The sequence below is a fragment of the Pseudomonas sp. Je.1.5.c genome (assembly GCF_051129895.1).
In the GTDB taxonomy this organism is placed as follows: Bacteria; Pseudomonadota; Gammaproteobacteria; order Pseudomonadales; family Pseudomonadaceae; genus Aquipseudomonas; species Aquipseudomonas urmiensis.
Map to the genome: position 1 here is coordinate 1 of NZ_JBCPSP010000063.1, position 20,874 is coordinate 20,874.

A 20,874-nucleotide genomic window follows, 5' to 3' on the forward strand; every position below is an offset into this window, starting at 1 on the left:
CTCCCACACGACGTTCGTACCACCTGCCGATCTCAAGACAACAAAAAGCCCCGACAAGTCGGGGCTTTTTGTTCAACGCTGAAGGCTTACTGCTTGGCAGTCTCGCCCGCAACGGAAGCGGCGGCTTTGGTACCGGCCATGTGCGGCAGCGAGTTGTAGTACTGCTCGCCTTTGACCGCGTCGTACATGCCTTCCCAACGTGCGATAACCAGGGCAGCCAAGGCGTTGCCGATCACGTTCAGGGCAGTCCGCGCCATGTCCATGATGCGGTCGACACCGGCGATGAACGCCAGGCCTTCCAGCGGGATACCAACACTGCCCAGGGTCGCCAGCAGCACCACGAAGGAAACGCCCGGCACACCCGCGATACCCTTGGAGGTGACCATCAGGGTCAGGACCAGCAACAGCTGTTGGCTCCAGGACAAGTCGATGCCGTACAGCTGGGCAATGAAGATCGCCGCGATGCTCTGGTACAGGGTCGAACCGTCGAGGTTGAACGAGTAACCGGTAGGCACCACGAAGCTGCAGATCGACTTCGGCGCACCGTACTTCTCCATCTTCTCGATCACCCGTGGCAGCACGGTCTCGGAGCTGGAGGTGGAGTAGGCGAGGATCATCTCGTCTTTCATGATGCGCATGATCTTGATGATCGAGAAGCCGAACATCCGCGCCACCAGGCCCAGCACCATGAAGGCGAAGAAGGCGATAGCGAAGTACACCAGCACCACCAGCTTGGCCAGCGGCAGCAGGGACGAGAAGCCGAAGTTGGCGACAGTCACCGCGATCAGGGCGAATACACCGATCGGCGCGTAGTTCATGATCATGTGGGTGACCTTGAACATGGTTTCCGATACGCCCTGGAAGGTGCGTACCAGCGGCTCGCGCAGGTCTGCCTGCAGGCTCGACAGGCCCAGGCCGAACAGTACCGAGAAGAAGATGATCGGCAGCATCTCGCCACGCGCCACGGCTGCGAAGATGTTCGATGGGATCAGGTTGAGCAGGGTCTCGATGAACGCGTGCTCATGCTGCACCTCGGCCGCAGTGGCCTGGTACTTGGAGATGTCCACAGTACCCAGGGTGCTCATGTCGATACCGACACCTGGGTGGAACAGGTTGGCCAGGCCCAGGCCGACGACGATGGCGATGGTGGTCACCACCTCGAAGTAGATGATGGTCTTCAGGCCAATGCTGCCCAGTTTCTTCGCGTCGCCAACCCCGGCGATGCCCACGATCAGCGACGAAATCACGATCGGGACGACGATCATCTTGATCAGGCGAATGAAGATGTCACCGGCTGGCTGCAGAACATTACTGATCCACCATGCCTTTTCTGCACTGAAATGGTTCAGCAGCGCGCCGATTGCAACGCCCAGGACGAGTCCGATGAGGATCTGCCAGGCGAGGCTTAGTTTTGCCTTCTTCATGTCGTTACCTTTTCTTCTAGTGGTCATGGTCGTCGAGCGGAAACGCGCGTTCCAGAGCCTTTAGAAGCATGCTGGGCAGCGAATTTAATCCGTACGACGGCTCCATCGAAGGTCAGCGCAAGCGAGCGTGTCGGCGCTCTGGCTAGCGAAAAAGGCCGCAACTATTGCGATGGAGAGGGAGGCAGTCTAATGCCGGAAACGACTACCCTATACCGATTCGGCATGAGATCAAGGGACAAAAAGTCGCACCCGAAGGGGCTGGATATACGCCGTTCGGATTTCCGAACAAGACCAAAGCGCCATTTTTCGGCCGATTTGGCGGCACTAAAAGGAGGGATCGGATGCCTTGTTCGACAATCCGAATGGTCTAAATGGTACATCGGGCGGGTAGTGCCAGACCCTAAAATAATTCGATGTACGGTCGAGACAAAATGTGTCTTGAAGGCAAATTCCTACAAGCTACACAAAGCCTTCTATATATAGGTGCTTCGGAAGTCAGGTCGGCTTCGGTGCTTGGCAGCCCCGAGCAACCTGATACTTCCGATGCCACCTTGCCTGACCCGGCCCGTGCTCGGAGGTACTCCCTGTACCCCTAGGCCACTCCGATCCTGGAACAATCAGAACAGCCCGGCCCCTTGGTCATGTGCCGCCCCTCCTCGGGGCTGCGCATCATAGAAGCCAGAACCTTAGAAAGGTTCAGCTTCTATAGCGTTACATTGACGTGAACCTTATGCGTACGCTGACGCCTAGGCTCTGTACGAAAAACCTTGATACTTGGTCATGCTGCGTTGAAAACAGCCTCGGAATGCTCATTTACTCCAGTAAAGTCGAGCGCGACTCCGACCGTTCCTCGGCTGTTTTCCCCTTGCCTGACCGGCGTCTCAAGACTTTTCATACAGACCCTAGTACCACTTCGGATCACGCTTGAGCTGCTCTTGCAGCATCGCCTTCATGCCGTCATCCGGCTTGCCCAGCCAACGGTACTGCGCATGGCGGGTGGGCGACTTGTCGGTCGGCAATCCTTCTGGCACCTCTACCAGCATCCCGTAGGCATCGTCCTTGTCCCAGCTGAACGCCACGATCAGGCGTTTATAGGTGCAGTTGTCGTCCGATTCACACAGAGGCCCGACCAAGTACTTGTCGCCATCCTCAGTCACTGCCGACATCTGTTCTTGCGAACTGCCGCTGAGGTTGATGACCCACTCGGGCAAACGCTCCTCGTCTTTGAGGGTGTCCTGCCAGGTCTCACGGTATTCGGGGTCCGTGCCAAGCAACTGGCTGACACGAACCTGGCCGTCATTGGCCGCCATCGCCGCCGCGCTACCGCCCAGAAGCAGGGCGGTAGCCAGGGCTTTGCAAAGCATCCGGCTCATGGTCTAGCCCCTGCCACGTCCGAAGAAGAAGGAAGCCACGAACAGCACCAGGAAGACGATGAACAGGATCTTCGCAATCCCCGTGGCAGCACCGGCGATACCACCGAAGCCCAGCACGGCAGCGACAATGGCGATAATCAGGAAAGTGATAGCCCAACTAAGCATGGTGGTTCTCCTTTCTTTTTTGAAATCGATCCAGCAGGTCGCTTAGAACACCCAGCGGTCCTGCGGTACTACGTTTTCCAGAGTGGCCGGAGAGCTCGCCTTGGCGGTCGGCAGCGGGTCAGCTGCCCTCACCAAGGTGTTGGCACGGGTCGCCTGAATCTGCGTCAACAATGCCGTGTGCGCCGCTACTTGCTCGGCGAGCCGGGCGGTCTGCCAGCTGTAATAGAACTGGCCGGCGGCCAGGGTCACCAGCAGTGCCAGACCGAGGAACAGGAACTGGCGCAGCGGCAAAGCGGTGGACTGTAAGCGGTTGACGGATTGGCGGTTCATGCCGGCTCCTCCTGCTGTGTTCTTATTCAAACTCTGAACAGGTAATTGCAGCCTGCATGCCAGCCTTACAAATTAATAAATATCCTTATAAATCAATTACTTAGTAAGATGAGAGGGGGTCTGCAAGGACGTATCCTGCACGATGACCCTTTTGCCGTCGTGCGATTTGCACGACTTCAGCCCTCCACCTTGGTCGCGATCTTCAACAGGTCAGCATCTACGCCACGTACACCGATGATCTGCCGGGCGATCTCCACGGCGATGGTTTTCTGCTCGCTGCTGACCACCTCGCCCGATAGCCGGACCATTCCTTGCTCGCTGGCAACCTTGATGTTCAGCCCATCCAGATTGCGGCTGAAGCGGTAGCTGCTTTGGATCTTGTCGAGGATCCAGCTATCGCTGGGCTGCGGCCCCGTTGGCGCGCCCACAGGCGTCTCACGAGCCTTGGCCATGGCGGCGGTATCCAGGCTCACCAGGTTGTTGACCAAATGAATACCATCAGTGGTCCGCGCCAGGACACCGGCAAGCTCCTTGGCTTCGACGCTGTCGACCCGTCCGCGCAAAGTCACTACACCCTCGCGACTTTCCACCTCGATCGGGGCCTTTTGCGTGACCCGGCTCCATGCCAGGCGCGAGCGCACAACAGCCGCAAGCGTGGCATCCTCAAGCCGCTGCGCGTAGGCACGCAGCTCCAAGGGGCGCTCGACCAGCTCGGCATTGACCTGCAATTGGTTATCGACCTGCTCGATACCGCGGGTGGCCAGCGCCAGGTGTTCAGCCAATTGGCGCTCCACCTCGCTCTCGACCTCGCCCGTCAAGCGGGCGCGCGCGCCTTCTACATCGACTTCAATACGAAAGGGATTGAGCAAGCGGTTCAGTGACAGGGCGGTTTGCAGCCCTCCTTGCAGACGCGCGTCCTGGATCGGATCGGCCAAGGCCGGCGTGATAACCGACAGCAGACTGGCCGCGAAAACGGCCATACGAGGGGAAAAGCGCATGACTGCACCTCCTTTTGTGACAAAGCTAAAGATCTTCGCAACCCGCGTGCCAGCTGATTTATCGCCTAAAAACTCAATATTTTCAGTTAGTTAGATAAAGAAGCGGCCAGTAGCTAGCATGCAAAGGACAGAATCCTTCAGAATTGACCATGCAACTTGCCCGATCTTTCCGACACTAATTGAGATCAATCCTAAAGGAGCGTAGGAAAATGGAATCTGCCCAGGACAACCAAGGCCGCATCCTGCTGGTGGACGACGAGTCCGCCATCCTGCGAACCTTCCGTTATTGCCTTGAAGATGAAGGCTACAGCGTAGCCACGGCCAACAGCGCCGTGCAGGCTGAGGCGCTGTTGCAGCGGCAGGTGTTCGACTTGTGCTTCCTCGATTTGCGCTTGGGCGAGGACAACGGTCTCGATGTACTGGCCCAGATGCGTATCCAGGCGCCGTGGATGCGGGTGGTCATTGTCACCGCCCATTCGGCTGTGGACACCGCGGTCGATGCTATCCAGGCCGGCGCCGCCGATTACCTGGTCAAACCTTGCAGCCCGGACCAACTGCGCCTGGCCACCGCCAAGCAGCTCGAAGTGCGCCAGTTGTCTGCTCGCCTCGAAGCGCTCGAAGGCGAAGTGCGCAAACCCAAAGACGGCCTCGACTCGCACAGCCCAGCCATGATGGCGGTGCTGGAAACCGCGCGGCAGGTGGCGACCACCGATGCCAACATTCTCATCCTCGGCGAATCCGGCACCGGTAAAGGCGAGCTGGCCCGCGCCATTCACGGCTGGAGCAAGCGTGCACGCAAGGCTTGCGTGACCATCAACTGCCCGTCGCTGAACGCCGAATTGATGGAGAGCGAGCTGTTCGGTCACACCCGCGGTGCCTTCACCGGTGCCAGCGAGAGCACCTTGGGCCGAGTCAGCCAAGCCGACGGCGGCACACTTTTCCTCGATGAGATCGGCGATTTTCCGCTGACTTTGCAGCCAAAACTGCTGCGCTTCATTCAAGACAAGGAATACGAGCGGGTCGGCGATCCGGTCACCCGCCGCGCAGATGTACGCATCCTCGCCGCGACCAACCTCAACCTTGATGACATGGTCCGTGATGGGCGCTTCCGTGAAGACCTGCTGTACCGCCTCAACGTCATCACCCTGCACCTGCCGCCACTGCGTGAACGCAGCGATGACATCCTGACGTTGGCCGAGCGTTTTCTCGCCCGTTTCGTCAAGGAGTACTCGCGACCGGCCCGGGTGTTCAGTGACGAAGCACGTGCGGCGCTGCTCAACTACCGCTGGCCGGGCAACATCCGCGAGCTGCGCAACGTGGTCGAGCGGGCCAGCATCATCTGCCCGCAGGAGCGAGTCGAGATCAGCCACCTGGGCATGGCCGAGCCCACCACCAACAATGCCCCGCGTATCGGCGCCGCGTTGAGCCTGGATGAGCTGGAGCGGGCGCACATCGGTGCAGTGCTGGCTTCCAGTGACACCCTCGATCAAGCAGCGAAGACACTCGGCATCGACGCCTCTACGCTGTACCGCAAGCGCAAGCAATTCAACCTATGAAGTGGCCGATGAAGCTGCGCACGCGGCTTTTCCTTAGCATATCGGCATTGGTCACGGTGGCTTTGCTTGGGCTGTTGCTGGGGTTGGTCAGCGTATTGCAGATGGCCACGGTACAGCAGCGCTTGGTGCGCGACACCACCCACACCCTCGAGGTTGGGCTCAAGCTCAGGCAAAACCTGGGTGAGCAGTTGACCCTGATCCTCGATGAGGACACCGCTCCCAATAGCCTGGTGACCTTGCAGGAGCAGTTCCAGAGCTTGCTCAACCAAGGGTTGGAGCAGGGTGGCGAGCGCACCGGTTTCAGTAAGGCCAGCAGTAACTACCAGACCTTCTTGCAGGCCTACCGCGATAGCCCGGCCCCCTCGCGCAGCATGGGTACCGATCAGCCATTGGGCGCAGCTTTCAGCCAGGTGCGCGTCGACCTGATCGACTCTCACAAACAGGCCTTGGAGCACATCACCCGCAGCGAGGAGCATACCCGCGACCGCGCCCTGCTGGTCAGCGGCCTGCTGGGCCTGATGGGCTTGGCGGTGCTGGTCCTGGGCTTCGTCACCGCGCACAATATCGCCCGCCGCTTCGGCCAGCCGATCGAAGCCTTGGCCAAGGCTGCCGATGAGGTCGGCCAAGGGAATTTCGATGTCACCCTGCCGGTTACCCAGGCCACTGAACTCAACCAGCTGACCCGCCGTTTCGGGATGATGGCCGATGCCTTGCGCAAGCATCAGGCCACCAACATCGATGAGGTGCTGGCTGGCCAGCAACGCTTGCAGGCGGTACTCGACAGTATCGATGACGGCCTGCTGATCATCGATCGCCAAGGCCGCCTGGAACACCTCAACCCAGTTGCCCAACGGCAGCTGGGCTGGGACAGCAGCCGGCTCGGCACGGGTCTGGCCGAGGCGTTGCAACGTCCAGAACTGGAGCAGCAACTGCGCCAGGTCCTGCGTGGCGGCAGCCTGGATCGCCCGCCCGATGACTTGAGCATCGATATCGAGGAAGAAACCCGCCTGCTGACTTACAGCCTGACCCCGGTCAGCCACCCTCAGGGGCCAATCCTCGGTGCAGTGATGGTGCTGCACGATGTCACCGAACAGCGTGCTTTTGAGCGGGTGCGCAGTGAATTCGTCTTGCGTGCCTCGCACGAGCTGCGCACCCCGGTCACCGGTATGCATATGGCCTTTGGCCTGCTGCGCGAACGGGTCAAGTTCCCGCCTGAAGCCCGCGAGAACGACCTGCTCGACACCATCGGCGAAGAAATGCAGCGTCTGACCCAGTTGATCAACGACCTGCTGAATTTCTCTCGCTACCAGAGCGGGCTGCAAAAACTGGAGCTGGCTCACTGTGCGGTCGACGATCTGCTCAAACGTGCCCAAGGGCGTATCGCACCGCAAGCAGCGGATAAGCAGATCGACTTGCTGATCGAGCTCGAGCAGCCCCTGCCACGTATCCAGGCCGATGCCGCCCAGCTCGATCGGGTGCTCGATAATCTGTTGCACAACGCCGTGCGCCATACGCCCAGCGGGGGGCGCATCCGCTTGCATGCGCGGCGACATGGCGAGCGGGTGATTGTCAGTGTCGAGGATAATGGCGAGGGTATTGCCTATGGCCAGCAAGGTCGGATCTTCGAGCCATTCGTTCAGGTGGGACGCAAGAAAGGTGGCGCGGGGCTGGGCCTGGCGCTGTGCAAAGAGATCGTCCAGCTGCATGGTGGCCGCATGGGAGTGTTTTCGCGGCCAGGGCAGGGGACGCAGTTCTATATGGCGTTACCGGTTTGAATTTCGCAGTTATCAATCAGCACTGTCTTCGCGGGGCAAGCCCGCTCCCACGTTATTCCGGACACCGAAGAAAGCGTGGGAGCGGGCTTGCCCCGCGAAGAGGCCGGTGCAGTCTGCGAACAAGGCTACCTACAGATCAGGGCTCATCATCTATCCGCCGAGCACTGACCCGTCGCCCGCGAGTTATCAACTCGGCAAACTGCCGGGCATTGAGCGGATGGGCAAACAACCACCCCTGCCCATAATTGACCCCTTCACTGTTGAGCAGTACCGCCTGGTCCTCACATTCGATACCTTCGGCGATCACCCGCAAATGCAGGTCATGGGCCATGCGGATGATATGCGGCGCCACGCCGCTGCTCGCCGCATCATGGCCCAGCGCATCGATAAAGGCCTTGTCGATCTTCAAACAATCCACCGGCAAGGTCTGCAGGTAGGCAAGGCTGCAGTAGCCAGTGCCAAAATCGTCAATCAGTACCTGATGCCCAACGGCGCGCAAGGCCTGCAAATTGTCCCGCGCCACCACCACATCGATCAGGCCCCGCTCGGTCACCTCGAAAGCGATCTGACTGGCGGGCACCCGGTGGTGAGCCAACAGCCGCGCTGCCACCCCACCAATGCGCGGCACCATCACATCGCAGGCAGCCAGGTTCACCGAGATATATAAGTTGCGGTTGGCCCGCAGTAACTGCCCCAGTTGCTCCAATACCCGCTGCAGGACGAAGTCGGTGATCTGGCGGATCTGCCCGGTATTCTCCGCCAGCGGGATGAACAGATCCGGGCTGGTCAGAGTGCCATCGGGCCTGCGCCAGCGCACCAGGGCCTCAGCGCCGACACAGCGCCGACTGTCCAGCTCGAAGATTGGCTGGTAGAGCACCTGCAGCTCGCCTTTGCGCAGCGCATTCTGCAGCTCGGAGCTCATCGAGCGGCGTTGCAGGATCAACTGCAGCACCAGCCAGCCAATACAGCACGCCACCAGTACGCTGCCAGGGAACAATAGCCAGAGCACGCCGTTCATCTTCAGAGGCAAACTGGCGCGAGGGGCAATCAGCACTAACTGGTAATCGGGTGACTTGGTCGGCATGCGGTAGATCAGCCGGTCACTGAACTCAGACAAAGCCTTGTCCGAGGGCGGCGGCCAATCGGCGACTGGCGGCCAGGGTTGCGCCGGGCCCAGCACCGGAATAGCGCGGCGTCCATGATCCAATACCACCAGCAGGCTACCGCCGGGCGGCAGGTCAACCACATCGGTGAGGTGACCACGCGAAGTAGAAACCAAAAAATTACCGCGCCCAAGCATGAGCGCAGCGAGGTTCTCGTCGGGCTCGGCAGTGGTATTGAGCCAGTAGCTGTAGGTCGGACCGCGAATATCCGGCGGTCGAAAAGGCTCGATGTTACTCACCCCTCCACGGCTAGAGCAGGCGACATTACCCTGCACGTAGGCCGCTTCGTAAATGAACCGCGAACTCAGGCCGACTTGCTGTAGTGCCGCCAAGGTTGTCGAATCGCACCCACGCAAAGGCAGGGAGTGCAATTGATCGACACCTTGACGCAACTGACCGAAGACTTGCTCTAGACGCTCCAGAAAACGCTCGCCCTGGGCGTTCATCTGCGCGCTCTCGCTTTCCTTCATCTGCTGCAGCGCCACACCCACGCTGCCGGCCAGCAACAGCACGGCGCTAGCCAGGGCAGCGAGCGCTGCCAGCAGCCAGGGGCGGTGGAGAATTTGGCGCAACCCAACGAGGAAGGCTGACATCGGATATATCCAGTTGATTACCAAGAGGTATAGCAACGGAATGGTCAGTCGGCACGGCCGTTGGGCGCGCGGGGTTCAACGCTTTTGGTTGAGCACCTGCAACATCGCCGCAGTTTGCGCATCCGGCATGCCATCGAACCGCTGCGGGCGGAAGCGCATCTGGAAGGCCGCCAGCACATGCCGAGTCGCTACATCCAGTTCGCCGGTCTGTTCGATGGAGTAACCAAAGCGCAGCAATTGTTGCTGATACCAGGTAATCGATGGCGGATTGACCTCGAAGTACGCCCGCTGCCGCGCGACTGCATTGGCTTCAGGCCAAATGCCCAAGCCTGCATCTGCCAAGCGTTTCCATGGGAACAGCGGCCCAGGATCGAGCTTGCGCAAGGGCGCGATGTCGCTGTGCCCGATGATGTAGCGCGGCTGGATGTGGTTACGCTTGACGATATCCTGGAGCAACGCGATGAGCGCCTGGATCTGCGCTTCGCTGTAGGGGTGCCAGACCCGACCATTGGGTGTGTCGGTGAACCCCGGGTTGACGATCTCGATGCCGATGGAGCTGGAATTGAGCCAGGTGCGACCGTCCCATTGGCTATCGCCGGCATGCCAGGCACGTTTGCTCTCGTCAACCAACTGATAAACCGTGGCCGGACCATCGCCGATCAGGTAGTGGCTGCTGACCTCGCCGTGGGTCAACAAGGCCAACGAGCGTTCGAGTGAGGCATTGGTGTAATGCAGGACGACGAACTGGATGCGCTCGTCCTGGTTCGCCGAGACATGGCTGCGGTCGATGCGCAGGCCGCTGGCACAGCCAGCAAGCATTACAAGGAGAAATGCTGAAATTACAGTTTTCATCGAAAGAGAGCACATCATGAAGAAGTGACAAGTCGCTACAGTATAACGTGCTCTCTCTCAGGCGCTTGTAGGAAACAACGCCTTAGCGCATACACATCACCAGGAATTCCAACGAATTGTCACCACTTGCGCCTTTAACATCGACCAACTGGGTCAGCACCGTGACGCCTTCAGCTTTCGGCTTACCAATGACTTTGGCCTGCCCATGCAACAGACGATCCTCGGTGCTGCCATCAATGGGCGAAACCGTGCAAAAGCCTGGGTCTTGATGCACGATGCGGTTGTTGAATATCAGCTTGTACTGACTGAAATAGTTAGCGTTCGCTGACAGCTCTACATTTTCGATCCATTTCGGCCACTGCCGCAAGACCGTCCCATCTTTGCCAACATGCGCAGTCCAGTAGGTGTCCTTGGCCATGGCACTCGTCTGATAGGCGATACTCATGACCAGCAGTAGTACCCATTTCATCATCTTCATCGCGTCGCTCCTGATTAGAGTTACTCAAGCCTCGAAATGCCGAAGGTCTCTGCATTTCGGCGAAATCATCATGAGCAACCGTGGCATCAGGAATGCGGTAGATAGTTAGGCCAGTTCCACCCGATTGCGTCCCAGATCCTTGGCTCTATACAAGGCTTCGTCGGCACGCTTGAGCACCTGATCGCCACGCTCGCCGGTGCGGAATGCGCTGATGCCAATGGAGGCGGTAATCACCACCCGCTCGCCCTTGAAATGGAAAGGGCATGCTTCGATGGCGGCGCGCAGGGATTCAGCCACTTGGGCGCCAGCAGCCGGTGACGTTTGCGGCAATAGCAGGACAAACTCTTCACCGCCAAAGCGTGCGATGAAGTCGCGGCCACGCAGGCGCTTGCGTAACTGGTCGGCGACGATCTTCAACACCTTGTCGCCGGCCAGGTGGCCATAGCCGTCGTTGATGCGTTTGAAGTGGTCAAGGTCAAGGATCGCCATCAGCAAGTGGCCGCCGTTTTCCTGCCAATCCTGCACTTCGCGCTCGACCTGTTCTGACCACGCGGCGCGGTTGGGCAGCCCGGTTAGGGGATCGATCAGGGCTTTCTGGCGTTGCTCCTCAAGGTGCTCGCGATACCCCAGGGCTTCCTGTTCCATGTTCGCCACCCGCTCGGCCAAGCCATGCAGGCGTCCGGCCAGTTCCTGCTCGCGGCGGTCACGCTCGTGCTGGTGATCGTCGATGGTCACCAGCAGGCCTTCGAGGCGATTGTCCAGAATGTGCTTGAGGCTATCGAGGTCAGCGGCGCCCTGGACGCTGCTTTGCAGACCATCGACCTGTTCGCGCAATTGGCTGTCCAGCTCACGCGCCGCAGTACTGTTGTCGGCATGCCCGGCGCTGGCTTCGTGCAGATGGCTCTGGAAGGTTTCGAGGCGCTCGTTGAGCTGCTGCAAGTAGGCCTCGAACTCATGCTGGCCGCTGTCGGTGATGGCCAGCATGAGTACCGCCAGATCATCCAGCACCGGGATCAGTTCGTACCAGTTCAGCCCTCGCGCCACGCGCTCGCGCATTTCCAGCGCCTGGGCCTTGTGCCGCTCGGGCAGGCTCAGGTCATCGAGCAAGCCGATCAAGGTTTGCTCGATATGCGCAGCGACTTGGCTGTAGGGTGGCTCGACGGCGTTAAGCAGGGCATAAGGGCCATCCTCACCGTCGAGCAGTTCGACCTGCTCCGGCGCCGCCTCTGGCTCTGGCTCTATCGCGCTAAGTTCGTCAGGCTCTGCTTGAGCAAGTATCGCTTGCTCTGGCTCGTTTGGCTCCTGACTGGCAATGACTGGAGCGGGCTCAGCCTCAGGCGCATCAATCAGCGCCGGCTGCGAGGGCTCCAGCAGCAACGCCTGCGCCACTTCTGCCGCAGGCGCCTCTGTTTGCTCCTCAGTGATCAGTGGTTTGGCTGCAATCGGTTCCACTGGCTCTGGCGCAGCCGCCATGATTGCAGGTGCCGAGGGCTGAAGCACTTCGTCTTTGACGGGCTGCAGAGCAGATTCGCTCTCGACAGCAGGCTCTGCCAAAGCTGGCGTTGGAACCGGTGCAGGCTGCGGCGATTCTGCGTGTTCCGGCCGAGACTCTTGTTCAGCTTTACCGAAAAGCCGCTGCAAAAAGCCGGGGCGGGCCTCTTCTTCCGGGCTCTGCAGCAGGGTCAGGGCTCGGCCCTGCAAACCACTGAGCTCACCAAGCAGGGGCGGCAACTCGCGCGATTGGCTGACACCACCATCGAGTTTCTTCGCCAGTTTTTTCAGTGGCCGAGCGACATCACCGGACAGCGGCAGGGCCTGGAGCTGAGTGACTAGCGCGGTCAGCGCATCGCTCACCTGGTTCATGCGGGTTTCGCGACGCTGCTCGGAGTCGAGTACCGCCTTTTCCAGACGCGGAATCAGGTTGGCAAGCCCCGCGTCCATGTTGTCGCTGCGGATGACCTCGCGCATTTCCTTCATGCACTGGTCCACCGCCTTGTCGCTGCCCTCGGCGGCCAAGGTACTGCGCACCAGGCCACGACGCAGCAAGTCGAGACGGGCATCCCAACGGCGCTCGAGTTTTTCCTGCTGTTCGATGCTTTTTAAGTATTTTTCTTTCCAGCGCTCGGCGTCTTCGGTCATGCCTGGGTCCACTGCGGGGTGATGGCAATTAGCTCAAGACCGGCAGCGTATCCACAGTCAATGCGTCAGGCAATCGAATCTCGACGGCAACGGGAAGGTGATCGGAAATCGGCTGCGCCAGCACCTCGACCCGCTCCAAGGTCAGGCTTGGGCTGAGCAGGATGTGGTCCAGGCAGCGCTGCGGGCGCCAACTTGGGAAGGTGGCCTCGACTTGCGGTGCAATCAGGCCCAGATCGCGCAGCGGCGAGTGTTCGAGCAAGTCGTTGGCATGGGTGTTCATGTCCCCCATCAGCACCTGATGACGGTAGCCGCCAATCAGCTCGCGGATGTAGCTCAATTGCAGGGCGCGGGCCTTGGCACCCAGCGCCAGGTGCATCATCACCACGATCAGCGCGTCCTTGCCCTCGCCGAACTGCACCAGGATCGCACCTCGACCGGCTGGGCCGGGCAGGGGATGGTCTTCAAGGTGCTGGGGCTTGAGGCGGCTGAGTACGCCGTTGCTGTGTTGGGCGAAACGCCCGAGGTTGCGATTGAGCTGCTGATACCAGTAGGGGAACGCCCCCAACTGGGCCAGGTGCTCGACCTGGTTGACGTAGCCCGAGCGCAGGCTGCCGCCATCGGCTTCCTGAAGGGCGACCAGGTCGAAGTCGCTGAGCAGCGCACCGATCTTCTGCAAGTTGCCGGCACGCCCGTTGTGCGGCAGCAGATGCTGCCAGCTGCGGGTCAGGTAGTGCCGGTAGCGTTCGGTGCTGATGCCCACCTGGATATTGAAACTGAGCAGCCGCAGTCGACCATCCTCAGGCAGGCCAGGGGCCTGCAGGTGATGCTCGTTGACCTGCGGCTGGTGCAGGCCAACACCCCGGGTGGAGCGCAAGCGAGCCATGAGTTCGCCGCTTACTTAGCGGCGCGCTCCTTGGCGATCAGCTGGTCGGCGACGTTCAGCACGCCTTCCGGACCGCCGGCAGTACCCAAATCGAAGCGGTATTTACCGTTGACCACCATGCTCGGTACGCCGGTGATTTCGTACTTCTTCGCCAGTTCACGAGCCTGGTTCACTTGTCCTTTGATGGCGAACGAGTTGAAGGTAGCGAGGAACTTGTCCTTGTCTACGCCCTGGGTAGCGAGGAACTCGGCCATTTCGTCTGGCTTGACCAACTTTTTACCCTGCTCCTGAATTGCTTTGAAGACAGCGGCGTGCACCTTGTGCTCGACGCCCATGGCTTCAAGGGTCAGGAACATCTGGCCGTGGGCGTCCCAAGGGCCGCCGAACATGGCTGGAACGCGCTTGAAGTTGACGTCCGCCGGCAGTTTTTCAGCCCACGGATTGACGGTCGGTTCGAAGTGATAGCAGTGTGGGCAGCCGTACCAGAACAGCTCGACGACTTCGATCTTGCCTGGCTGGGAAACCGGAACAGGGTTGCTCAGCTCGATATATTCCTTGCCCGCTGTTGCAGGCTCGGCGGCCTGGACGGCGGTCATACCGAATACGCTGGCGGCGACCAGCGCAGCGCTGAGAATCAGTTTACGCATGCTTTACTCCTGAGCAGTCATTGGTCGCCTCGACGCGACCGGTGCTGTGACAGGTCGGGAAGGGCTCGAGTTCTGTAGTGTAACGGCTACGGACAAAAAAAAGGGCGGTGTGGGCCGCCCTTTCATCTTTAGCCATCGACCATTAACTGAGTGTTAAACACTTAGGTTGCCGGGGCCGCGTTGCGGCCCTTCGCGGGTGAACCCGCTCCCACAGGGTCCGCGCTGCACGACGGACTGCAAAGCAGCCCTAAGGACATTGCCTCAGTGCAGCCCCTGGATATAGCTGGCCAAGGCGTCGATGTCCTTGTTGCTCAGCTTGCCGGCGATAGAACGCATGGTCATCGCGTCGCCATCGTTGGTGCGGTTGCCCTCACGGAAATCTGTGAGCTGCTTGGTCACGTACTGGGCATGCTGGCCGCTCAGGTGGGGGAAGCCGGCCAAGGCGATGCCGGCGCCGTTCGGCGAGTGGCAGCCAGTGCAGGCAGGCATGCCTTTTTCCAGATCGCCGCCATTGAACAGCGCACGACCGCGTTCGACCAGTTTCGGATCGGCAGCGCCGACACTGCCCTTCTGGCTGGCGAAATAAGCGGCGATGTCGGCAAGATCCTGCTCGTTGAAGGGCTCGAGCATGCCGGTCATCTCCAGCACCGTACGCTTGCCAGACTTGATGTCGTGCAGTTGCTTCTCAAGGTATCGCTGGCCTTGGCCGGCGAGTTTGGGGAAGTTCGGCGCCAGGCTGTTGCCGTCAGGGTTGTGGCAGGCACCACAGACGGCAGTTTTCGCCTGACCGGCGGCGGCATCGCCTTTGATAGGGTCCGCAGCATTGGCCGCACCTGCAACCCCCATGGTCAACAGCAGACTCACGAATAGTTTGTTCATCAGCTAATCCAACACGGCTAAGGGTGAAATGTTATGTATCGGGACTACCGGTCATCCAGAGGATGACCAAACGGTAGTCCTCGGCACTGCAGTCCATGCACAATCCACGCGGCGGCATAGCCTTGAAACCCCGAGTAACATTCGCTACCAGTACCTCCATACCCTGCGCCAGCCTTGGCTCCCAAGCTGCCGAGTCACCCTTCTTGGGTGCCTGAGGCAGTTGTCCGGCGTGACAGGCAGCGCAGCTGCGGTTGTACAACGCCTCGGGATCCTGTGTAGCCTGTGCGCTGAAAAACGGTAGGAACATACCGACAGCCAATAGCCATTTCGCCTTGCGGAACGACCTTTCAGGGTTGGGGGCCGCGCTGCGTTCTATTGCGCGAGCTAATGTTCGACACCCCATGTGCGCTCTCCTTCGCTGGGAGAATGCACACACAAAAACTGGGGCATTATATACTTCCGTCCTCCAAACGGAAACGACACTGCCTGGATTAGGCAACACCCACATCGGATATCCCATGCAAGTCAAGAACCCCATCCTCGGCCTCTGCCAGAAAGCCACATTCGCCCTTAGCGCTGCCAAGGTCGAACAATGCCCGGAAGACCAGGGTTACGAGGTGGCTTTCGCCGGCCGTTCCAACGCCGGTAAATCCAGCGCCCTCAACACCCTGACCCATGCCAGCCTGGCGCGTACCTCGAAAACCCCAGGGCGCACCCAGCTGTTGAATTTCTTCAGTCTGGACGATGAACGGCGATTGGTCGACTTGCCGGGCTACGGTTATGCAAAAGTACCGATTCCGCTCAAGCAGCACTGGCAGCGTCACCTTGAAGCCTACCTGGGCGGACGTGAGTGTCTGAAAGGGATCATCCTGATGATGGACGTGCGCCATCCAATGACCGACTTCGACAAGATGATGCTCGACTGGGCCAAGGCCAGCGGCATGCCCATGCACATTCTGCTGACCAAGGCCGACAAGCTGACCTTTGGTGCGGCGAAGAACACGCTGCTCAAGGTGCAAGCAGAGATTCGCAAGGGCTGGGGCGACGCGGCGACCATCCAGTTGTTCTCGGCACCCAAGCGCCAGGGGCTGGAAGAGGCCTATGCTGTATTGGCGGGGTGGATGGAGCTGGAAGACAAGCCGGCGGAGTGATTTAGATTTTTGGGGCTGCGAAGCGGCCCCCACGCTGTGAAATCCTGAATCGCAGGCAAAAAAAACCCCGGACTTCATATGGGGAGGGGGAAGTCTGGGGTTCAAGTCTGGACCGCTAGGGCGGGGTCCAGGTATCTGCCAACACTTAACACAACATAGGAGCATCGAAAGGCTTCACCAGCCATTCAGTTACTCTGAGTTCCGCTTCACCGGTTTAGTTCCGAAGCTCTGGAAACTATTTGCGATAGTTTCATGAAACTCCCGTTCTAATGGCACCAGGCCAGCGTCGGATCCGCGACACTACAGCGCAGATCCTACACATCTTTCCTACGCCGTTTAGTGAGCTTCGTCCCAATTCGAGCCAACACCTACTTCGACCAGCAACGGCACGTCGAGCTGCGCGGCATTGCTCATGTACGGGCGAATTTGCTCCTTCACCTGCTCGACCAGGTCTTCGCGCACTTCCAGCACCAATTCATCGTGCACCTGCAGGATCACTCGAGCATCCAGGCCGCTGCCACTCAACCAGCCATCCACCGCGACCATGGCGCGCTTGATGATGTCTGCTGCCGTGCCCTGCATCGGCGCGTTGATCGCCGTGCGCTCGGCACCTTTGCGCAGCGCCGGGTTTTTCGCGTTGATGTCCGGCAGGTACAAGCGACGGCCGAACAGGGTTTCGACGAAGCCCTGTTCGGCGGCCTGGGCGCGAGTGCGCTCCATGTAGGCCAGCACCCCAGGGTAGCGGGCGAAGTAACGGTCGATGTAGTCCTGCGACTGTTTGCGATCGACGCCAATCTGCTTGGCCAGGCCGAAGGCGCTCATGCCATAGATCAGGCCGAAGTTGATCGCCTTGGCGCTGCGACGCTGGTCGGTGGTAACAGCCGCTAGATCCACGCCAAACACTTCTGCAGCCGTCGCCCGGTGCACATCGAGGTCATTGCGGAAGGCATGCAACAGGCCTTCGTCCTTGGCCAGGTGGGCCATAATGCGCAGCTCGATCTGCGAATAGTCGGCAGCCAACAGCTTGTAGCCGGGGCTGGCCACGAACGCCTGGCGAATACGCCGTCCTTCGGCAGTCCGAATCGGGATGTTCTGCAAGTTCGGGTCGTTCGACGACAAACGCCCCGTGGCCGCCACCGCCTGCTGATAGGAGGTGTGGATGCGCCCAGTGCGCGGGTTGATCTGGTGCGGCAGCTTGTCGGTGTAGGTGTTCTTCAGCTTGCTCAGGCTGCGGTACTGCATCAGCACCTTGGGCAGCGGGTAATCCTGCTCGGCCAGCTCGGCCAGCACCGCTTCGGCGGTCGAAGCCTGGCCCTTGGTGGTCTTGCTCAGCACCGGCATGCCCAGCTTGTCATACAGGATCACGCCAAGCTGCTTGGGCGAGCCCAGGTTGAACTCTTCACCGGCCAAGGCAAAGGCTTCGCGCTCCAGCTCAGCCATCTTCACGCCCAGCTCGCCACTCTGGATCGCCAGCAAGTTGGCATCGACCAGCGCGCCTTGGCGCTCGATCTTGGCCAAGACCGGCACCAGCGGCATTTCGATGTCCATCAATACCGGCTGCACGCTGGGCGTCTTGGCCAGGCGTGCCTGCAACGCTTGGTGCAGGCGCAAGGTGATGTCGGCATCTTCGGCGGCGTAAGGCCCGGCCTTGTCCAGGTGAATCTGGTTGAAGGTCAGCTGCTTGGCGCCTTTGCCGGCGATGTCTTCGAAGGCAATGGTGGTGTGGTCCAGATACTTCTGCGCCAGGCTATCCATGTCGTGCCGGGTAGCGGTGGAGTTGAGCACGTAGGATTCGAGCATGGTGTCGTAAGCCACACCGCGCATGTCGATGCCGTGCGCCTGGTCGCCACCAATCGCGCAGTTGGCCAGGATATTGATGTCGTACTTGGCGTTCTGGCCGATCTTGCCCTTGGTCGGGTCTTCCAGCAGCGGCTTGAGCGCCAGCAGTACAGCGTCGCGATCCAGTTGGACCGGGGCGCCTTCGTAGTCATGGGCCAGCGGCACATACGCGGCCACGTGCGGTTCCACCGCGAACGACAGGCCGACCAACTTGGCCTGCTGGGCATCGAGGCTGGTGGTTTCCGTGTCGAAGGCAAACAGCGATGCCTGGCGCAGTTTCTCCAACCACAGGTCGAAACGCGCCTGGTCGAGGATGGTTTCGTATTGCGGCTCGACCTTGGCCTGCGGTTCTTCAACTGGCGTAATCACTTCGCCAACCTTGACTGCATCGCGCTGAACTTCGGCGATCCAGCTTTTGAACTCCATCTCGGTGTATAGCGCCAGCAAGGCTTCCCGGTCCGGTTCGCCACACACCAGCGCATCGACTTCGATATCCAGCGGCACGTCGACCTTGATGGTCGCCAGTTCGTACGACAGGAACGCCGCGTCGCGATGCTCCTCCAGCTTGGCCGGCAGGCCCTTGGCGCCGCGAATCGGCAGGGCAGGGACCTTGTCGAGGTTGTCGTAGACCTCGCGCAGGCCACCGCCGATCCCGGTCAGCAGGCCCACGGCGGTCTTCTCGCCGACGCCTGGCACGCCAGGAATGTTGTCGACCTTGTCGCCCATCAGCGCCAGGAAGTCGATGATATGTTCCGGGCCGACGCCGAATTTCTCGTGCACGCCAGCAATATCCAGCACGCTACCGGTCATGGTGTTGACCAGGGTAATGTGCCCGTCCACCAATTGGGCCATGTCCTTGTCGCCGGTCGAAATGATCACCGGACGGCCGGCTGCCGCACTGCTGCGGGCCAGGGTGCCGATCACGTCATCGGCCTCGACGCCTTCTACGCACAGCAGTGGATAGCCCAGCGCCTTGACGCTGGCGTGCAGGGGCTCGACCTGCACGCGCAGGTCATCCGGCATGCTTGGGCGGTTGGCCTTGTATTCGGCGAACATGGCGTCGCGGAAGGTCCCGCCCTTGGCGTCGAAGACCACCGCGAACAAGCTGTCAGGGTATTGCTTGCGCAGGCTCTTGAGCATGTTCAGCACGCCCTTGACCGCGCCGGTCGGCAGACCTTTGGACGTGGTCAGCGGCGGCAGCGCGTGAAAGGCGCGGTAGAGGTATGAAGAACCGTCCACCAGGACGAGAGGCGCTTGGCTCATGAGGAGAATCAACCTTTTCGGCGGGTCCGGCGCTAGAATAGCCGGAATCATTGACGACAAAGGGACAAGGTTATCATGCGGACACTCAATCGCCTGTTACTGCTCGGCCTTCTGGCAACCACGCCTATCGTCACCCAGGCGGCGGACGACGCCCCATCGGCAGATCCCGATGTGACCATTCGCACGGAAGGCGATCGAACCATTCAGGAGTACCGTCAAAACGGCTTCCTGTATGCGATCAAAATCACGCCGAAAAACGGCAAACCTTATTTCCTGGTACGCGCCGACGGCTCCGACGGCAATTTCATTCGATCCGACCAGCCGGACATGCTGATTCCGTCGTGGAAGATCTTCGAGTGGTAATCTGACGCGTACCGTTCACATCAACCTGGCACTTCCCGGCGGAAGTGCCCGCATGGGCAACTTTTCATCATGTCAGTTTTCACCCCTGTGTCCCGGCCCGAGCTGGAAACCTTTCTGGCGCCGTATGAGCTGGGCCGTCTGCTCGACTTCCAGGGCATTGCCGCCGGTACCGAGAACAGCAACTTCTTCGTCAGCCTCGAACAGGGTGAGTTCGTGCTGACGCTGATCGAACGCGGCCCTGCCGAAGACATGCCGTTCTTCATCGACCTGCTCGATGTGCTGCACCAAGCCGACATGCCAGTGCCTTACGCCGTGCGTGATCGCGAGGGTAATGGCCTGCGCGAGCTCAACGGCAAGCCGGCACTGTTGCAGCCACGACTGTCGGGTAAGCACATCAAGGTGCCGAACAATCAGCACTGTGCTCAAGTTGGCGAATTGTTGGCGCACATTCACCTGGCCACGCGCGACAACACCCTGGAGCGCAAGACCGACCGAGGTCTGGACTGGATGCTGGAGTCTGGCGCCGAGTTGATTTCGCACCTGAGCGAGGCGCAACAGCGCCTGTTGCAGCCTGCACTGGATGAGATCGCCGCACACAAGGCGCAGCTTCTCGCGCTACCACGGGCCAACCTGCACGCTGACCTGTTCCGCGACAACGTGATGTTCGAAGGCACCCACCTGACGGGGCTGATCGACTTCTACAACGCCTGCTCGGGGCCGATGCTGTATGACATCGCCATTACCGTGAATGACTGGTGCCTGGATGATAAGTCCGGCATCGACCTGCCACGCGCGCAGGCGCTGCTGGGGGCCTACGCCGGGCTGCGGCCGTTCACTGCGGCGGAAGCCGAGCTTTGGCCGGTGATGCTGCGGGTGGCCTGCGTGCGCTTCTGGCTGTCGCGCCTGATCGCAGCCGAGTCGTTTGCCGGGATGGATGTGATGATCCACGACCCGAGCGAGTTTGAGGTGCGACTGGCGCAGCGTCAGCAGGTGGCGTTGAAAT

19 protein-coding genes are annotated in these 20,874 nt (G+C 60.2%); 5 read left to right on the forward strand and 14 right to left on the reverse strand.

The genetic code is table 11. The features are described 5' to 3' along the window. Positions 1-86 precede the first annotated feature (86 nt). The 5 genes from gltP to AAZU54_RS25840 all read right to left on the reverse strand — a co-directional run bounded on the left by gltP (position 87) and on the right by AAZU54_RS25840 (position 4,290). A complete protein-coding gene (gene gltP / locus AAZU54_RS25820) occupies positions 87-1,424 on the reverse strand; it encodes a glutamate/aspartate:proton symporter GltP (RefSeq protein WP_186553215.1) in 1,338 nt (445 codons plus the stop codon). 902 nt (positions 1,425-2,326) lie between these two features. Then, positions 2,327-2,797: an inhibitor of vertebrate lysozyme family protein gene (locus AAZU54_RS25825; protein ID WP_186553214.1), complete on the reverse strand. Its 471-nt coding sequence runs from the start codon at positions 2,795-2,797 to the stop codon at positions 2,327-2,329. Positions 2,798-2,800: 3 nt separating this feature from the next. Further along, a complete protein-coding gene (locus tag AAZU54_RS25830) occupies positions 2,801-2,962 on the reverse strand; it encodes a DUF1328 domain-containing protein (RefSeq protein ID WP_003252966.1) in 162 nt (53 codons plus the stop codon). 42 nt (positions 2,963-3,004) lie between these two features. Then, positions 3,005-3,292: a hypothetical protein gene (locus tag AAZU54_RS25835; RefSeq protein WP_186553213.1), complete on the reverse strand. Its 288-nt coding sequence runs from the start codon at positions 3,290-3,292 to the stop codon at positions 3,005-3,007. A 176-nt stretch (positions 3,293-3,468) separates the two neighbouring features. Beyond that, the gene (locus AAZU54_RS25840; RefSeq protein ID WP_186553212.1) at positions 3,469-4,290 is read right to left on the reverse strand and encodes a BON domain-containing protein; all 822 of its coding nucleotides are present in this window, start codon (positions 4,288-4,290) and stop codon (positions 3,469-3,471) included. Between the two features lie 209 nt (positions 4,291-4,499). Here AAZU54_RS25840 and algB point away from each other — a divergent pair, with 209 nt between their 5' ends. Next, entirely contained in the window at positions 4,500-5,846 is a 1,347-nt protein-coding gene (gene algB, locus AAZU54_RS25845; protein WP_186553211.1) for a sigma-54-dependent response regulator transcription factor AlgB, read from the forward strand. After that, a complete protein-coding gene (locus tag AAZU54_RS25850; protein WP_186553210.1) occupies positions 5,843-7,621 on the forward strand; it encodes a KinB sensor domain-containing domain in 1,779 nt (592 codons plus the stop codon). Before algB ends, AAZU54_RS25850 begins: the two co-directional genes overlap by 4 nt. A gap of 136 nt (positions 7,622-7,757) precedes the next feature. Here the strand turns inward: AAZU54_RS25850 and AAZU54_RS25855 are convergent, their stop codons facing one another. From AAZU54_RS25855 to AAZU54_RS25890, 8 genes are all read right to left on the reverse strand, one after another. Continuing rightward, on the reverse strand, positions 7,758-9,377 hold the full coding sequence (locus tag AAZU54_RS25855; protein WP_392467302.1) for an EAL domain-containing protein: 1,620 nt from the start codon (positions 9,375-9,377) through the stop codon (positions 7,758-7,760). A gap of 75 nt (positions 9,378-9,452) precedes the next feature. Then, positions 9,453-10,244, reverse strand: a complete 792-nt coding sequence (locus AAZU54_RS25860; RefSeq protein ID WP_392467485.1) for an N-acetylmuramoyl-L-alanine amidase — start codon at positions 10,242-10,244, stop codon at positions 9,453-9,455. 67 nt (positions 10,245-10,311) lie between these two features. Further along, entirely contained in the window at positions 10,312-10,707 is a 396-nt protein-coding gene (locus AAZU54_RS25865) for a hypothetical protein (protein ID WP_186553207.1), read from the reverse strand. A 105-nt stretch (positions 10,708-10,812) separates the two neighbouring features. Continuing rightward, complete coding sequence (locus AAZU54_RS25870) at positions 10,813-12,846, reverse strand: diguanylate cyclase (RefSeq protein ID WP_434727832.1); 2,034 nt, start codon at positions 12,844-12,846, stop codon at positions 10,813-10,815. 28 nt (positions 12,847-12,874) lie between these two features. Next, entirely contained in the window at positions 12,875-13,729 is an 855-nt protein-coding gene (locus AAZU54_RS25875; protein WP_434727833.1) for an endonuclease/exonuclease/phosphatase family protein, read from the reverse strand. Positions 13,730-13,740: 11 nt separating this feature from the next. After that, positions 13,741-14,376 carry a thiol:disulfide interchange protein DsbA gene (gene dsbA, locus AAZU54_RS25880; protein WP_186553204.1) on the reverse strand — a complete coding sequence of 212 codons (636 nt, stop codon included), beginning with the start codon at positions 14,374-14,376 and terminating at the stop codon, positions 13,741-13,743. Positions 14,377-14,637: 261 nt separating this feature from the next. Beyond that, complete coding sequence (locus tag AAZU54_RS25885; RefSeq protein ID WP_186553203.1) at positions 14,638-15,255, reverse strand: c-type cytochrome; 618 nt, start codon at positions 15,253-15,255, stop codon at positions 14,638-14,640. Positions 15,256-15,286: 31 nt separating this feature from the next. Beyond that, complete coding sequence (locus tag AAZU54_RS25890) at positions 15,287-15,562, reverse strand: c-type cytochrome (RefSeq protein WP_225915747.1); 276 nt, start codon at positions 15,560-15,562, stop codon at positions 15,287-15,289. 211 nt (positions 15,563-15,773) lie between these two features. Here AAZU54_RS25890 and yihA point away from each other — a divergent pair, with 211 nt between their 5' ends. Then, a complete protein-coding gene (gene yihA / locus AAZU54_RS25895; protein ID WP_186553201.1) occupies positions 15,774-16,406 on the forward strand; it encodes a ribosome biogenesis GTP-binding protein YihA/YsxC in 633 nt (210 codons plus the stop codon). Between the two features lie 336 nt (positions 16,407-16,742). On the opposite strand, the gene polA is transcribed toward yihA, so the two are convergent. Next, positions 16,743-19,508, reverse strand: a complete 2,766-nt coding sequence (gene polA, locus AAZU54_RS25900) for a DNA polymerase I (RefSeq protein ID WP_264234263.1) — start codon at positions 19,506-19,508, stop codon at positions 16,743-16,745. Positions 19,509-19,583: 75 nt separating this feature from the next. Here polA and AAZU54_RS25905 point away from each other — a divergent pair, with 75 nt between their 5' ends. Further along, positions 19,584-19,871 carry a DUF2782 domain-containing protein gene (locus AAZU54_RS25905; protein WP_186553199.1) on the forward strand — a complete coding sequence of 96 codons (288 nt, stop codon included), beginning with the start codon at positions 19,584-19,586 and terminating at the stop codon, positions 19,869-19,871. A gap of 69 nt (positions 19,872-19,940) precedes the next feature. After that, a partial coding sequence (locus AAZU54_RS25910; RefSeq protein ID WP_434727834.1) for a homoserine kinase occupies positions 19,941-20,874 on the forward strand: 934 nt, incomplete at its 3' end.

Excerpts from the sequence above, each read along its gene's own strand:
- gltP (WP_186553215.1), bottom strand. The coding sequence starts at position 1,424 with ATGAAGAAGGCAAAACTAAGCCTCGCCTGGCAGATCCTCATCGGACTC.
- AAZU54_RS25825 (WP_186553214.1), bottom strand. The coding sequence starts at position 2,797 with ATGAGCCGGATGCTTTGCAAAGCCCTGGCTACCGCCCTGCTTCTGGGC.
- AAZU54_RS25830 (WP_003252966.1), bottom strand. The coding sequence starts at position 2,962 with ATGCTTAGTTGGGCTATCACTTTCCTGATTATCGCCATTGTCGCTGCC.
- AAZU54_RS25835 (WP_186553213.1), bottom strand. The coding sequence starts at position 3,292 with ATGAACCGCCAATCCGTCAACCGCTTACAGTCCACCGCTTTGCCGCTG.
- AAZU54_RS25840 (WP_186553212.1), bottom strand. The coding sequence starts at position 4,290 with ATGCGCTTTTCCCCTCGTATGGCCGTTTTCGCGGCCAGTCTGCTGTCG.
- algB (WP_186553211.1), top strand. The coding sequence starts at position 4,500 with ATGGAATCTGCCCAGGACAACCAAGGCCGCATCCTGCTGGTGGACGAC.
- AAZU54_RS25850 (WP_186553210.1), top strand. The coding sequence starts at position 5,843 with ATGAAGTGGCCGATGAAGCTGCGCACGCGGCTTTTCCTTAGCATATCG.
- AAZU54_RS25855 (WP_392467302.1), bottom strand. The coding sequence starts at position 9,377 with ATGTCAGCCTTCCTCGTTGGGTTGCGCCAAATTCTCCACCGCCCCTGG.
- AAZU54_RS25860 (WP_392467485.1), bottom strand. The coding sequence starts at position 10,244 with ATGTGCTCTCTTTCGATGAAAACTGTAATTTCAGCATTTCTCCTTGTA.
- AAZU54_RS25865 (WP_186553207.1), bottom strand. The coding sequence starts at position 10,707 with ATGAAGATGATGAAATGGGTACTACTGCTGGTCATGAGTATCGCCTAT.
- AAZU54_RS25870 (WP_434727832.1), bottom strand. The coding sequence starts at position 12,846 with ATGACCGAAGACGCCGAGCGCTGGAAAGAAAAATACTTAAAAAGCATC.
- AAZU54_RS25875 (WP_434727833.1), bottom strand. The coding sequence starts at position 13,729 with ATGGCTCGCTTGCGCTCCACCCGGGGTGTTGGCCTGCACCAGCCGCAG.
- dsbA (WP_186553204.1), bottom strand. The coding sequence starts at position 14,376 with ATGCGTAAACTGATTCTCAGCGCTGCGCTGGTCGCCGCCAGCGTATTC.
- AAZU54_RS25885 (WP_186553203.1), bottom strand. The coding sequence starts at position 15,255 with ATGAACAAACTATTCGTGAGTCTGCTGTTGACCATGGGGGTTGCAGGT.
- AAZU54_RS25890 (WP_225915747.1), bottom strand. The coding sequence starts at position 15,562 with ATGTTCCTACCGTTTTTCAGCGCACAGGCTACACAGGATCCCGAGGCG.
- yihA (WP_186553201.1), top strand. The coding sequence starts at position 15,774 with ATGCAAGTCAAGAACCCCATCCTCGGCCTCTGCCAGAAAGCCACATTC.
- polA (WP_264234263.1), bottom strand. The coding sequence starts at position 19,508 with ATGAGCCAAGCGCCTCTCGTCCTGGTGGACGGTTCTTCATACCTCTAC.
- AAZU54_RS25905 (WP_186553199.1), top strand. The coding sequence starts at position 19,584 with ATGCGGACACTCAATCGCCTGTTACTGCTCGGCCTTCTGGCAACCACG.